Source organism: Paenibacillus sp. BC26, assembly GCF_900116125.1.
GTDB classification, from domain to species: Bacteria; Bacillota; Bacilli; order Paenibacillales; family Paenibacillaceae; genus Paenibacillus_Z; species Paenibacillus_Z lignilyticus.
This window is the reverse complement of record NZ_FPAD01000005.1, coordinates 449,885-463,936: the sequence shown is the minus strand read 5'-3', so window position 1 is coordinate 463,936 and position 14,052 is coordinate 449,885. Positions and strand designations below refer to the sequence as shown.

Here is a 14,052-nt window from a genome sequence, read left to right as displayed (position 1 = left end):
AGCCATTGTTGCCACAACCTAGCAGTTTATACGTGAGGGTTTAACATTTTTTGAGATTGTTAGAGAAGCTAGGGGCGACTGCTGTGCTAGTCTACCAAGCCTTTCGCCGTCGTGAGCTGCGTTCCCGAATAATAGTGTGCGAGAATCTCTGCCGCTTTTCCCCCGCTTTGCGCCATGCCGTTCGCGCCCCATTGACTCATTCCGACCCCATGGCCATAGCCGAAAGTCGTGATTTGAATCTCATCATCGAGGATGGTCCAATTGAATTGCGATGAGGCTAGTCCGAGCTTCTCTCGAATCTCTCTGCCGCTTAACATCTCCCTGCCGATCATAACCGTCTTAATGCGTTTGCCCGCTGTCGTATCCAGAATCCGCATCTGCCGGACCGCGCTTTTCTTAATGCCGAGCTTCTTGCTAAAATCGTTCAACGTCATCGTAACCGTTTCTTTATAGCTGGGAGAGATGGCCTTGTCCCACGGGCTGGCGACGCTGCGCAAGTACGGCAGGTCCAGATCCCAATAATCCGAAGCGTTCTCTGTATAACCATTGCTCGTGGAGAAGAAGGCCGCTTGGATCGGCTCGCCCTCATACGTCACGATTTGCCCCTTCGTTTGCTCTACAGCCTCATTCAGCTTCCCGAGGTTCTTCTCCTTAGTTGTTCCGCTCCAGCGCGAGAGAAGCGAATTCAGAGGCACGTATACTTGGTTCATGACGGTATCATCCACATCAGCCCGCTCTGCTTCACCGCTTAGCCCGCTGTGGTCGTTCGCTTTCATCCGTTTGTAGATATACGTTCGGGCTGCTATTGCCTGCGCCTTCAAAGCCTCTAATTCAAAATCAATCGGCATCTCACCGGCCAGTACGCCGCGCACATAAAGCTCGATTGGCATTTTCTCAATCCGTTTCTCCTTGGTGAGGTAGACGTTAACCCACATACGGTCATAGGCGCTAAGGGACTTCAGCCCTTTACTGCCGCTCTTGTTCCCTGTTGAAGCTTCCACTGACGGCTGTTCCTTCACCTGCTGCTTGTCCGCCTCGGTCGGTTCCGCGCTCTCCTCTACAGGCTGCTCGTACGTCACATCATCAAGCAGTTGCTGCTGCTCTGCGGTTAGGCTATGCTCGCCGCCCTTGGCAGCGGCATTCCTATCATCCAGGAGATAGACAGCCCCTCTCACCAGCAAGACAAGCAGCAATCCCCACGTAAACCACAACATCCAGCCTCTTAACCACCTGCTCCTCGGACTGCCTGTCCGCCATCTCACACGTTCCATCTGCTGCTCCTTCCTGTTCTGCTAATCTCATTTCTCTTAATTCACATTTGCTACAGTCTATGAACCGGAAAAGTAGGATAGTACCGAAAAGGAAGAAGAGATTGTTGCGGGGGTGAGGGATTCGGGTGCGGGTGCGGGTGCGGGTGCGGGTGCGGGTGCGGGTGCGCGTGCGGGTGCGGGTGCGCGTGCGGGTGCGGGTGCGGGTGAGGGTGAGGGTGCGCGTGCGAATGGGGATGCGGATGGGGGTGGGGATGAGCTTTGGTTTGACGATTCCGAACCGCGAAGCGTTTTGTTTCATTTCGAAGAAGAGGAATTGGGGGTCCGCGCACGCGTACGTGCTAGAATAGTGGCTGCCGATGGGGCGGAATGGCTTGCCGTTTCAGCTCTAACGAATCGTAGAGGTCTTATTCGGTCGAATTTCTCGCCTCCGGAATTCTAACGAATCGTACGGGCCTTATTTGGGTGAAATCGGGTCCGAATTGCCCATTAATCGTCAAATAAGGCTTCTACGATTCGTTAGAATTTTTTTGAAGCTATTTTGGGGCAAATAAGACCTGTACGATTCGTTACAGCATTTCGTGAGGCGATCGGCGTGGTTTTGGTGTGTGTTGAGAGTTCGATTTCCGCACGCTCAGCTTCATTCGCGCGGGTATTAGGTTAGTTTGTTTGCTGAGCGTCCATTTTTGGAACGCTCAGCTTCTTTTCGGCGTGGTTTCGAGGTTGAGAGTTCGATTGCAGAACGCTCAGCTTCATTCGCGAGGGGAATTGGGTTAGTTTGTTTGCTGAGCGTCCATTTTTGGAACGCTCAGTTTCTTTTCGGCGTGGTTTCGAGGTTGAGAGTTCAATTTCAGATCGCTCAGCTTCCTTCGCGCGGGGTATTAGGTTAGTTTGTTTGCTGAGTGTCTATTTTTGGAACGCTCAGCTTCTTTTCGGCGTGGTTTCGAGGTTGAGAGTTCGATTTCAGCACGCTCAGCTTCCTTCGAGGGGGAGGGGAGATAGTACGGGCAATTCTGCCCAAAAATAAAAAAGCCGCCTCGAACGTCCGCAAGTGAACGTTCGAGGCAGCTTATACGATTATGTGTTAGGAATGTATCTTATGCCCAGGTAGGTTGAACCTTCAAGCGCGGCGCTTCTTTCTCGCGCTTCACCGGCTCCGCGGACATGGCCGCCACAACAACCGGTTCCTCGAGAACGGCAGCTACGCCTTCGAGTACTTTCGTATACACAGGCTCAGCCGCGACCGGATCTACACGGTGAATATCGGCGCCAAGCGCCGCAAGCTTACCGGTAATGTCGACATAACCGCGATCTACGTGGTGAAGGCCGGTGATTTCGCTCTCGCCGTCTGCGCAAAGCGCCGCACATATCAGTGCTGCACCTGCACGAAGATCGGTAGCGGTTACTTTCGCGCCGGTCAGTGCCGTGTTGCCGCTTACGATAGCCATACGGCCGTCGATCTTGATTTGAGCGCTCATCTTCTGGAATTCCTCGACATGCATGAAACGGTTCTCGAAGATCGTTTCCGTCACAATGCTGGTGCCTTCGGCAATCATCAGAATCGCCATCATCTGCGACTGCATATCCGTTGGGAATCCTGGGTATGGTAACGTCTTGACGTCTACTGATTTCAATTTCTGCGGACCCACTACGCGCAGACCGTTGTCTGTCTCCGTAATGGCAACGCCCATCTCTTCAAGCTTCGAGATTACCGGTGCCAAGTGCTCGCCGATTGCGCCGTCAATATGAACATCGCCGCCGGTCATGGCAGCTGCGATCATAAAGGTACCCGCTTCGACGCGGTCCGGAATGACGGTGTGCTGAGCGCCTTTCAGCTCTTCCACACCTTCAATGCGGATAATGCCTGTGCCTGCTCCGCGAACTTTCGCGCCCATGGCATTTAAGTAATTGGCAAGATCAACGATCTCCGGCTCTTTCGCCGCATTCTCGATTGTTGTTGTGCCTTCTGCAAGGACAGCCGCCATCATGATGTTCTCCGTTGCGCCAACGCTGGCCACATCCAGATAAATCTTAGCGCCCTTCAGCTTGCCTTCTTTGCGTGCCTCAATAAAGCCATGGCCAAGAACGATTTCGACGCCCATCGCCTCGAAGCCCTTCAAATGCTGATCGATTGCACGCGTGCCGATTGCACATCCACCCGGGAGGGAAATTCTCGCGCGGCCAAGTCGAGCCAGAAGCGGTCCCATTACGAGGAACGATGCACGCATCTTGCGCACCCATTCATAAGGAGCTTCAAACGAAGTCAAATTCGCTGCGGAGATACGCATGGTTTCATTGTCATATGTCAGCTTACCGCCCAATGCGGCAAGCACTTGTTGAATGGTGATTACATCGTCTAGATTAGGCACGTCATGAATGACGCTCTCGCCTTCCTTTGCAAGTAACGTGGCAGCGAGAATCGGTAATACGGCATTCTTTGCTCCGCTTACACGAACGTTTCCGGATAGTCGCTGGCCGCCGCGGACGATTATTTTGCTCATCTTTAGGTTTCCCTCCGCGTGCAGTAGATTCTTGTCTTATGCACAATTAATGGTACGGCGCTCCGTACCCAACCTACATCTTACCACCCGTCTACAAGAAACGACAAGCGTTATTTTCTACCTGTCGAACCCGCACCGAAAATGGCCTTTTTATAGTCTTCGTAGCCTATTTCTCGTTTCGTACCGTCATATACTACCCATTGTTTACATATTGCCATCTTGTTATTCGACAATTCCCCTCAGCAAGCCCGACCAGTTCCAGTAATCAAGTACGAAGCCGGCAAAGCCATGCCCAAGCACAATGGAGAGCATGATTTGCAAGATGCGTGCCTGCGAGCTGCGCGGGCGCTTCAAGATGGTGTCAAGCTTCAGCTCTTGCAAGACAACCCAAGCCATTGCAATGCTAAACAGCTCCACAACGATGGAAATAAGTGCATGTATGCCCGCATTAGCGGCTAATTGATCCATTTCGATTGACTCCCTGCTACAAGTTCAAGTTCTACATATTCATTGCGCGAAGCAGCAGGGCCGCGAACTCCGCTCGGCTTGCCGTCTGCTCCGGCCTAAAGCTGCCGTCCGGGTATCCCCCGAGCAGCGCTTTCTGCTTCATCGTCTGTATGGCCGGCGCGGACCAACGCGTCAGCTTCACATCCTTGAATGTCGCTGCATAAGGACGTGCGCTATTCAACTGAAGGGCCCGAAGCAGAATAACCGCCATTTCTTCTCTAGTTATCGGCTTGCCGGGACCAAACGCTCCGCCCGGATAACCGCCGACCCATCCGGTTCCGGAAGCTTTCGTAATGGCGGCGTACGCCCAGTGCTTAGACGTGACATCCGTGAAGCCCGGTCCCGCGCTTGCACTCGGATTCAGTGCCCTCACCAGCATGGAGATGGCTTCTGCTCGTGTAATGCTCCGATTCGGGTAGAAGCGGTAGTTGCCGCTCCCTTCCACGATGCCGTCCTTGCTCAGCGCTACAATCGTATCCGCTGCCCAGTGGCCGGTAATATCGCGAAACCCCGCAACGACCTGTTCCGCGTCCATCCGAAAGCCATAATACTGTCTGTCAAAGCTGCCGCTCGCCGTCACTTTGACGTAATACAGGCCTGCCTGTACGCGCTGCTCTTTGACCATGCCGGTCTCATTCTTTGCGGACTGCAAGGTAAATAACGGCTTCTGCCGTTTATCGAACACCTCCGCCTTCATTCGGATTCCACTCGGAATGCCGGTAACCTGCACGGATAACACACTTTCACTTCCAAGGCGCAGTTGATACCAGTCTGCATCCTCTGCTCCCATGACACCCCAGTAATCAGAACCTTTTGCTACACCTGTTGCTTCATAAGCTTTGTTGTTTGGCTCGTTGGGATCCGTATATTTTGAAATAAGCTCTATATGCAAGGTATACGACGCAGCGGACGGGCCGGCCTGCGCCGACATGCCGTTATGCACGCGTATGTAGTAGATACCCGGAGTCACATTAATCGGTTCCGAGGATTCGGTCTCGCCTTCACTGTTCTCGTCGATTTCCTGCAGCGTGGCCCCTTGCCGTCCAAAGGCGAGTGCGGGATCAATCCGCGCGGAGTCGGTAGAAAGCGAAAGCTTGAGCGTGCCCCCCGTTTCAAAATGAATGGCGTACCAGTCGCGATCCCCGGTCTGATGAAAATTACCCGTCACCTGCTGGGACTGCGGCTTCAGCGTAAACGCTTGATATTGCTTATCGTTCACTTCGTAGCTGTCCGGCGCAATCTCGAAGGAGGAGGTGAGCAAATAGGGCAGCCGCTGCTTCGCGGTTGAGTCGAAGTAGTGGAGCTCAAATTCATTCCTCCCTTTCTTAACGTTCCATTCCACCGTTTGGTTGCCGAGTTTCGTAACTTTTGTGCCCTGCACTACGCCCCCCACAACGTGGGTCATCTGGAGAATCGGCGTGGTTTCTCCACCGGAGAGGAGCCCTTGGATCTGAAGGGAAATGACGCCGTCATAAGGCGCATCGAGCGTATACCAATCCTTATCTTGGCCGCCTGCAAGCTCGGCTGCGATCCGTTTACCAAGCGGGAACTTATGCGCGGTCTGCCTGGTATCGTTCGGCTCGTAGCCATCTGCTCGAAGCACGCCCGTTACAGCGCGGTCGATCTGAAGCAGGCCGTAGCCGCTGGCATCATCCACCCCCTGTTTGCCGATATCTTTTGCCGTCTGCCTGAGTAAAGCACGTACCTGATAGGGTTTATAGCCGGGATGTACCGCCCATACGAGCGCTGCTGCTGCCGCCGCCTGAGGCGCAGCCATCGAGGTGCCTTCTTCATGCTTGTACCCGCCTCCCAGTGCCGTCGTATAGACATGCCATGGTGCCGCAATATCAATCTCCGGACCGGCATTGGAGCGCGACTCCGGTTTCCCGTCCGCGTCCACGCCGGCCACGGCAAGTACCGTAGCGTAAGCAGCCGGATATTTCACTTCGGCCTTCGAACCCAGCGCCAGCCCGTCATTCCCGCTGGCTGCAACAAGCAGTGCCCCCTTGGACTCCGCATACTGCACAATGTCGCGGAGATAAGGCGAGTACCGATAAAGGCCAACGGAGAGCACGATAATCCGAGCACCGTGATCTACCGCATAGACGATCGCCTTGCCCAGCCGCTCTTCATCGCCGAAACCATCGGCATCCAGCGCTTTGATCGGCATAAGCTTGGCACGCCATAGAATGCCGGCAATGCCTTCTTTATTGTTCCCTTCACCGGCAAGAACCCCGGCTACGGCCGTCCCGTGTCCGTTGTCATCCTCCGGCGGTTTGCCCGGGCTGACCAAATTCGTACCGGCCACCAGGTTGTTCTTGAGATCCGGGTGATCGAGATCGACGCCGGTGTCGATGAGCGCAATGGTCAGATCCAGCTGATCATGCACCTTCGACCAGGCGGTCAGAGCCCCGATCTGATCCAGGTGCTGCAGCTTCGGCAGCTCCGGATCGTTGCTCGCCGGCGCGGCCAGCAGCTTGACGCTGCCGATCGGCTCGGCGTAGGCGATCTCCGGCATCCGCTGCAGCCGGAGGAGCCACTCGGACGTGTCCGCCCCCGGGTCCTCGGGGCGGACAACATCCACCGCGCCCGCCGCCGGCATCGCCAGGCGGCGGAGCAGGCGCGTGCCCGGCAGCGGCTTCGCCAGCGCCGGGTCGCGCCACTTGATGAGCCAGCCGCCGGGGGGCGCGGGCTCATCTTGGCCGCCGCCGGCGGCGGGCTGGGCCGCGCCAGGCGGGCCGGCGGTTGCCGCCGCAGGCGGCGAAGCCGCGGGAGCGGCCCCTGCGGCGGCGGCGGGTGCCGCGCCGGCAGGGGCGCTCCAGAGCAGCAGCGCTGCGAGCGCAGCGTGCAGCAGCGCGCGGCGCGGCGCAAACGCCGCCGCAGCGGCGAAGCGAAGGCGGCCGGAATGGCGCATCGCGGAATAAAACGTATCCTTACAGACTAGTGTCGGCATAACAGCCACTGTCCCTTTCGGCTTCATACAAGTGATAGATTCCCCAATGAATTGGAGTGGAGTAGATCATCTTAGTCTGGCTTTAACCCACAGCCTGTGATCTGAAACGTTTCGCTTCCGGAGTCCCATTCTCCTTTAAGGAAATTGTAGAAACAACAATTAAAAGGTCGATAGTCCCGCTTTTATTGCCGTTTACTCCGATGTTTATGCGCCGATATGCCTGACTTAATCTAAAGATTCGTTGAATTCCGAGAATAAAGAACTAGGACTAGTAGTCCCCTTCAAAAGCACCCCAACGATCACTTTTACAGCTTGTCCATTTGTTCGGCTCCGCTTCCCCTCGCGAAACATAACAAAAGAGCGGACCCGCAGGCCCGCTCCTCGTCCTTTCGACCCTCATTCAACCCTGCTTCGCCGCTCCGCTATCGGACAAACAAATCATTTACAATCGAGAAATGGGTGTTGATCCAGTTCAGCACCGGGCTTGGCACGATACCGAGCGCCACGGTTGCAGCAGCGCACAGCCAGATGACGATGCCGCTGGTGACCGGAACTTGCACTTCATGATCAATAGTAGCCCGCATGAACATTTGCCGGATGATGCCGAAGTAGAAGTAGTACGAGATCACGCTGCTCACAACCATAATGGCCGCAATCCAGTAGAGATGAGACTGCGCCGCGCCAAGCAGGATAAACAGCTTCCCGAAGAAACCGCCCGTAATCGGAAGACCGGCTAACGAGAGGACGAAGACGACCATCGCCACTGCGGTCCACGGCGCCCTGTAATAGAGGCCCGAGAAGCCGCCTACTTCATCCGTGCCGGCCGACTTGCTAATGACGGTGAATACGGTAAGCGCACCGATCGTCATCAATAGGTAAGCGGCGAGATAGAAGATAAACTCCCCGAAATTCGAGGCATGCATGCCCTTGAGCGATAGTCCAAGCGGAACGAGCAGGTAACCTGCATTCGCTACGCCGGACAACGCAATAAGCCGTTTCACATTAAATTGGCGAAGCGCCATCGTCGAGCCGACCAGCATCGCAGCGGCTGCCATCACGTTGAGCGCCAGGAAAATATCGTCGGCAATCGGCTTCTCCGGTGAAGAAGCATAGAAAGCCACGTTGTACACGATGCGGAAAATAACCGCGAATGCCGCGCCTTTGGAGACGACGGCCAGGAAAGCCGTAATCGGCGTTGGCGCGCCTTGGTAGACGTCCGCTGCCCAGTAGTGAAACGGCGCTGCGGCGATTTTGATGCCAAGACCCGCTAAGATAAAGAAGAACCCGACATAGAGCAGTGCCGGAAAGTCGGCCGCATGCTGCTGAACGCCTTGCGCGATAGCGCCAAGATTCGTCGCCCCCGTAATCCCATAGAGGTACGACATCCCGAACAGAATCAGCGCCGAGGAGATACCGCCCGTCACCACGTATTTAAACGCGGCCTCGGACGATTGCACCGACTGCTTGCGAATACCGACGAGCACGTAAGTCGTAATGCTTAACAGCTCCAGCCCGATGTAGAGCGTGATCAGATCTCCCGAGGAAGCCATAATCATCGCACCGACGACTGCCGGGAGCAGCAAATAATAGAATTCGCCTTTATCCACGATATCCGAGCGTTTCACCGTGCCCAGGCTCATCAGCACGATCAGTGCGGTGGCCACCAGGAACACGATCTTAAGCATGCTGGAGAAGTAATCGATCCGGTAACTGTCGGCCATGATTCGAATGACGCCGCTCATCGCTTGACCGGCCGCTTCCGCATCCGCCGTCTTCGAAGCCATATCCAGCATCCGCCATACGACGAAACCAAGCGAGGTCAGTATGCCGCCCAGCGTCAACCAGCCGATAACGCTCCTGCTCGAACGACGCGGCAGAAATAAATCCAGTACCGCCAGCGCAATCGTAAATGCGATCAATATCCATTCCGGGGCGAGATAGCCTGCATCGCTCCAGGTGAGCGATTGCAGCTGTTGTTGTGCAGCTTCCATCGTCTACCTCCCCGCCTTCTCTGTAAGTTGCTGAAGCAGGAAGTCAAAGCCATGCTTCATCGGCTCCGTCAGAACAGCCGGGTACACCCCGATCAGTACGATGAAAGCCAGCAAGGTAATCATCGGCACTGCTTCAATCAGGCGCACATCCCGTGCAGCCGCGAACCGTTCCGGCATCGTGCCGAAGGTAATGCCAAGTATGCTTCGAAGCACATAGATTGCAGTCAGAATGACGCCAAGCACCGCAATGCCCGTAAGGACTCGCATGGAATCAAACAACCCCAGGAACGAGAGGAACTCGCCTACGAATCCGGACAAGCCGGGCAATCCGAGCGAGGCCATACCGGCTGTCAGCAGAATGCCGCTCATAAACGGCATGCTTCTGGCCAAACCGCCAAGGTCCTTCAGCTCCGTCGAACCCGTACGTTCGTAGATGCTGCCCACGACCAAGAACAGCAGCGCGGAGATTAACCCGTGCGAGATCAATTGAATGAGCGCACCGTTCAGCCCGATTTCATTAAAGGAAGCGATCCCGAGCAGCACGATCCCCATATGACTGATCGAGGAGTAGGCAAGCACGAGCTTGAATTCTTTCTGCACGAGCGCCAGAATCGCGCCATACAGAATGTTAACGACACCGAGTATGGCCAGCGCCACCGCCCAATCCTTCGCTACCCCCGGGAACATGAATACGCCGAATCGGAGTAAACCATATGCTCCCATCTTGAGCAGCACGCCGGAGTGTATCATCACGACGGAAGGCGGCGCTTCGGCATGTACCTGCAGCATCCACGTATGGAACGGGAAAATCGGCAGCTTAATACCGAATGCGATCAATAACAGCAGGAAGATAACCCAGCGCATCCGTTCGGAGAGATAGAGCGGGTTATCCTGCCCCTGCATCTGTTCCGACGACATATTCACATAAGAGTCCGGACTCGTCAGATTCGAGCTGATGACTTCGTAGCTGCCGCTATAGCTCAGGTTTGTCTGCTGTTTCTCAGGCAGCTGTTCCACGCTGAAGCCTGCCGTGGAGACAAGCAGCACGAATGCCAGCAGCATGATCGCAGAGCCGATTCCGTTATAGAGCAGAAACTTATTCGCCGCTTTCTCGCGGTTCATATAACCCCAGATCCCGATTAAGAAGAACATCGGAATGAGCGTCATCTCGAAGAAGACGAAGAACAAGAACACATCTCGCGCCAGGAATACCCCGATCATGCCGACCTCAAGGAGCAAGAACCAGATGTAGAACGCCTTCCATCGTTTCTTCACGTGGACCGAAGCCAGCGCAGCCATGACACCCACAATGGTAGTCAGCAGCAGCAACGGCAGCGACAAACCGTCGATGCCCATGTGATATTGGAAAGTGAACGAATAGGAGCTTACATCGCCTACCGCTTCTTTGTTCAGCGAAGTATTAATCCAGGTAACCTGCTCTTCATAGCCCTTTCCGCCCTTGGTGCCGTCATAATCGGCATACAGCCACAGCGACAGCAGCAAAGGAAGAATCGTGGCCGTGATCGCAACCACCTTCAGCCAGCGGCTCCGATGCTTGGGCAGAAACAGAAGCACCAGAATACCTAGCAGCGGAGAAAACGTAATAAGAGAGAGAATCGGAAGATCAGCCAGCATTACCAGAACCTCCTTCCGACGATTGCCACAATGAGAACGACGAGACCCAGCAGCGTAACCAAGCCATAGGTTTGGATTTGTCCGGATTGCAGCCTTGTTCCGCCGCGGCCGAACAGCACTGCCGTTCCGCCTGCCACACGAACAAGTCCGTCCACCACGTAGTCATCCACCATATTCAGCAGCTGGCCCAGCCCGCGCAGCGGACGCACCAGCAGCATGTCGTACAGCTCATCCATGTAATATTTGCGCTCGAGCAGCCTTACCAGCCATGGCGCTCTTGAAGATACCGCATCGCGTGCAATGGTTCCTTTAACGAAGACCAGCCAGCCCAGATACAAGCCCAGTAGACCGACAGCTGCGGAAATCACCATGACGAGACCTCCGCCGCCGTGCTCTTGCTCGGCACCGTCCGTTAACCAAGTTCCGAGCGTGTCGTTCCAAGGCGTTTGCACAAAACCTGCCACAACCGCCAGCACCGCAAGGATGATTAACGGAATCGTCATCGAGGACGGCGACTCATGCGCATGATCGCCCTTCGGCTTGCCCATAAAGACGAGGAAGAACAGCCTCGACATATAGAAAGCGGTGAAGAACGCCGCTATCACGCCAACTACGAAGAGAAACGGCTTCTCATGAAGCGCCTCGTTGAGAATCATATCTTTGGACCAGAAACCCGAGAACGGCGGAATACCGGAGAGCGCGAGCGCCCCGATGCCGAACGTCCAGGTGGTGATTCGCATTTTGGAGCTTAAGCCGCCCATCTCGTGAATGTTTTGCGTATGTACGGCGTGAATGACACTGCCCGCTCCGAGGAAGAGCAGCGCTTTGAAGAAGGCATGGGTGAAGAGATGAAAGATACCGCCTGTCATCGAACCAAGGCCGAGCGCCATCATCATGTAGCCCAGCTGGCTGACCGTGGAATAAGCGAGAATTCGCTTAATATCGTTCTGCGCTACGCCGATGGTAGCGGCGAATATGGCGGTAAAGCCGCCAACATAAGCGACGATGTCCATGGCCGTTTGCGAAGCTTGGAAAATATCAAAGGTCCGCGCAACGAGATAGATCCCTGCGGCAACCATCGTCGCGGCATGGATCAGCGCACTGATCGGCGTCGGACCTTCCATCGCATCCGGAAGCCAGACATGAAGCGGAAACTGACCGGATTTGCCGACAGCGCCGATGAAGATCAAGATCGCAATCCAGGTGGTTACACCCGCCGCGATTACACCTGTGCCACCGTCAAAGGCATTGCCGATTCGCACAAAATCAAGCGCGTGATCCGGCATGTACCAATAGAGCAGCAGGATGCCGAGCAGCAAGCCCGCATCGCCAATCCGCGTCACGATGAACGCTTTCTTGGCCGCGGCTTTTGCCTCCGGTTTGCTATACCAGAACCCAACGAGCAGGAACGAACATACCCCTACCAGCTCCCAGAAAATATAGAGCGTCAGCATATTATCCGCCAGCACGAGGCCCAGCATCGAGAACGTGAAGAGCGCTACATAGCTGTAGAAGACGGAAATCCGTTCATCGGTCTTCATATAGCCTGCGGAGTACACATTGACCAGAAAACTGACGGATGTCACGACTACAAGCATGATCGCCGTTAAATTCGTGACCTCGAAACCGGCATTCATGACGAGACTGCCGAGCTCGATCCATTTGAACGCATATTGATAATAAGCGGAACCGTCTGTCATATGCTCGATCAAGACGAGAATCGACAGCACCAGAGCCGCAAAGGAGCTAACAGCACCGAGCGTTACGCCGAGCATCCGCTGGCCGCGCCCGAAGGCAAGCAGCAGCAGGAAAGCCGCGAACGGGAAGAGCGGAATCAGCCAGGCTGATTGTGAGAAACTTGTATCCATGCCGTTACCTCCTCATTTCGTCATACTCATCCGCATTGACAGTCCCGCGCGCGCGGAACAGCGCAATCAGTACGGCGATTCCGACAGCCGCCTCGGCAGCTGCTACGGCAATGCTGAACAGGGTGAACATTTGCCCTGTCAGCGAAGGAACGACACCATACTTGGAGAATGCGACGAGGTTGAGGTTCACTGCATTCAGCATGAGCTCAATGGACAATAGGATGATGACGGCATTCCTTTTTACAAGCGCACCATAAAGTCCGATACAGAACAGAATTGCGGCCATCGTTAGATATGAAGATAACATCCTATTCGGCCTCCTTCTTCGCCAGCACGATTGCCCCAATGAAGGCAACCGTCAGCAGCACCGATACGAGCTCGAACGGAATGACATAGCCGGTAAACAGGAGCTTCCCGATCTCCATCGTGTTGTCTGCCGACGACTGCATCAGCGGCTGCTCCGGCTCCGGAAACTCCGACTGACGGATGGCATAGAAGAGAATGCCGAACAGCGCAAGCGCGCCGATGGCCGTCAGCGTTTCGCGAAGCGGCTTTGCCTGCTCGGCCTCCGCCTCCTGATGCTTGGTCATCATAATGCCGAAGATCATCAGAATGGAGACCGCTCCCGCGTAAATGAGCACCTGCACGAAAGCCAGAAACTCCGCTTCCAGCAGGACGAACATACCGGCAATGCCGATGAATACGGCGGCAAGCGAGACGACCATGTGTACGACTTTGGCGAAGCTGACCATCAGTACGGCACCGCTGATTATCAGAACGGAGAAGACGAAGAAGGCGACGAATTCACCGGAGAAATTGAAGTTGAACATCGTCTATTTCGCTCCTCCCTTAGCCGCTGCGGGAGCACCGATATTGTTATTGTCTTGGCGGACGTTGCGGTTGTTCTCGTCCAGCCATTTCAGATCCTTGAACAGCTCATCCCGGCTGTAGGACGCCAATTCGAAATTCCCCGTCATGACAATCGCTTCGGTCGGACATACTTCCGTGCACAGATCGCAGAGAATGCAGATTTCGAAGTTGATGTCGTAGGTGTCGATGACCTTCCCTTTTTTGTCCGGATCCGGGTTCGCCTTCCCCACAAGGGAAATGCACTCCGTCGGACATATACGTACACACTGATTGCACACGATGCATTTGTCCGGTTCAAAATGCTGGATGCCGCGGTAGCGATCCGGCATGACGATCGGCACATCGGGATAGGAAGTGGTAACTTTTTTCTCGGTCATTGATTTGAGCGTAACACCAAGCCCTTTTAAGAGACCTCTCATTCCAGTTCCCTCCTGAACTTTACTGCCATATTTGCTAGAG

At 55.0% G+C, this 14,052-nt stretch carries 11 protein-coding genes; 1 reads left to right on the top strand and 10 read right to left on the bottom strand.

Going from position 1 to position 14,052, the window contains the following annotated elements:
- Positions 1–86: 86 nt before the first annotated feature.
- Entirely contained in the window at positions 87–1,271 is a 1,185-nt protein-coding gene (spoIID, locus tag BM412_RS28045; RefSeq protein WP_091224988.1) for a stage II sporulation protein D, read from the bottom strand.
- Positions 1,272–1,383: 112 nt separating this feature from the next.
- Between spoIID and BM412_RS32275 the strand changes: the two genes are divergently transcribed.
- A complete protein-coding gene (locus BM412_RS32275; protein ID WP_177246129.1) occupies positions 1,384–1,710 on the top strand; it encodes a hypothetical protein in 327 nt (108 codons plus the stop codon).
- Between the two features lie 655 nt (positions 1,711–2,365).
- On the opposite strand, the gene murA is transcribed toward BM412_RS32275, so the two are convergent.
- From murA to nuoI, 9 genes are all read right to left on the bottom strand, one after another.
- Positions 2,366–3,769, bottom strand: a complete 1,404-nt coding sequence (gene murA / locus BM412_RS28035) for a UDP-N-acetylglucosamine 1-carboxyvinyltransferase (protein WP_091224986.1) — start codon at positions 3,767–3,769, stop codon at positions 2,366–2,368.
- A gap of 222 nt (positions 3,770–3,991) precedes the next feature.
- Entirely contained in the window at positions 3,992–4,237 is a 246-nt protein-coding gene (locus BM412_RS28030; RefSeq protein WP_091224985.1) for a DUF1146 domain-containing protein, read from the bottom strand.
- A 31-nt stretch (positions 4,238–4,268) separates the two neighbouring features.
- Complete coding sequence (locus BM412_RS28025) at positions 4,269–7,256, bottom strand: S8 family peptidase (protein ID WP_091224984.1); 2,988 nt, start codon at positions 7,254–7,256, stop codon at positions 4,269–4,271.
- Between the two features lie 395 nt (positions 7,257–7,651).
- The gene (locus BM412_RS28020) at positions 7,652–9,220 is read right to left on the bottom strand and encodes an NADH-quinone oxidoreductase subunit N (RefSeq protein ID WP_091224983.1); all 1,569 of its coding nucleotides are present in this window, start codon (positions 9,218–9,220) and stop codon (positions 7,652–7,654) included.
- A 3-nt stretch (positions 9,221–9,223) separates the two neighbouring features.
- Complete coding sequence (locus BM412_RS28015; protein WP_091224982.1) at positions 9,224–10,855, bottom strand: complex I subunit 4 family protein; 1,632 nt, start codon at positions 10,853–10,855, stop codon at positions 9,224–9,226.
- A complete protein-coding gene (nuoL, locus tag BM412_RS28010; protein WP_091224981.1) occupies positions 10,855–12,723 on the bottom strand; it encodes an NADH-quinone oxidoreductase subunit L in 1,869 nt (622 codons plus the stop codon). Before nuoL ends, BM412_RS28015 begins: the two co-directional genes overlap by 1 nt.
- 4 nt (positions 12,724–12,727) lie before the next feature.
- Entirely contained in the window at positions 12,728–13,030 is a 303-nt protein-coding gene (nuoK, locus tag BM412_RS28005; protein WP_090982274.1) for an NADH-quinone oxidoreductase subunit NuoK, read from the bottom strand.
- Between the two features lies 1 nt (position 13,031).
- A complete protein-coding gene (locus BM412_RS28000) occupies positions 13,032–13,553 on the bottom strand; it encodes an NADH-quinone oxidoreductase subunit J (protein WP_091224980.1) in 522 nt (173 codons plus the stop codon).
- A gap of 3 nt (positions 13,554–13,556) precedes the next feature.
- Positions 13,557–14,012 (bottom strand): NADH-quinone oxidoreductase subunit NuoI, encoded by a 456-nt coding sequence (gene nuoI, locus BM412_RS27995; RefSeq protein ID WP_091224979.1) that lies wholly within the window; start codon positions 14,010–14,012, stop codon positions 13,557–13,559.
- Positions 14,013–14,052 lie beyond the last annotated feature (40 nt).

Excerpts from the sequence above, each read along its gene's own strand:
- BM412_RS28020 (WP_091224983.1), bottom strand. The coding sequence starts at position 9,220 with ATGGAAGCTGCACAACAACAGCTGCAATCGCTCACCTGGAGCGATGCA.
- BM412_RS28025 (WP_091224984.1), bottom strand. The coding sequence starts at position 7,256 with ATGAAGCCGAAAGGGACAGTGGCTGTTATGCCGACACTAGTCTGTAAG.
- BM412_RS28000 (WP_091224980.1), bottom strand. The coding sequence starts at position 13,553 with ATGTTCAACTTCAATTTCTCCGGTGAATTCGTCGCCTTCTTCGTCTTC.
- nuoL (WP_091224981.1), bottom strand. The coding sequence starts at position 12,723 with ATGGATACAAGTTTCTCACAATCAGCCTGGCTGATTCCGCTCTTCCCG.
- spoIID (WP_091224988.1), bottom strand. The coding sequence starts at position 1,271 with ATGGAACGTGTGAGATGGCGGACAGGCAGTCCGAGGAGCAGGTGGTTA.
- murA (WP_091224986.1), bottom strand. The coding sequence starts at position 3,769 with ATGAGCAAAATAATCGTCCGCGGCGGCCAGCGACTATCCGGAAACGTT.
- BM412_RS28015 (WP_091224982.1), bottom strand. The coding sequence starts at position 10,855 with ATGCTGGCTGATCTTCCGATTCTCTCTCTTATTACGTTTTCTCCGCTG.
- nuoI (WP_091224979.1), bottom strand. The coding sequence starts at position 14,012 with ATGAGAGGTCTCTTAAAAGGGCTTGGTGTTACGCTCAAATCAATGACC.
- nuoK (WP_090982274.1), bottom strand. The coding sequence starts at position 13,030 with ATGTTATCTTCATATCTAACGATGGCCGCAATTCTGTTCTGTATCGGA.
- BM412_RS28030 (WP_091224985.1), bottom strand. The coding sequence starts at position 4,237 with ATGGATCAATTAGCCGCTAATGCGGGCATACATGCACTTATTTCCATC.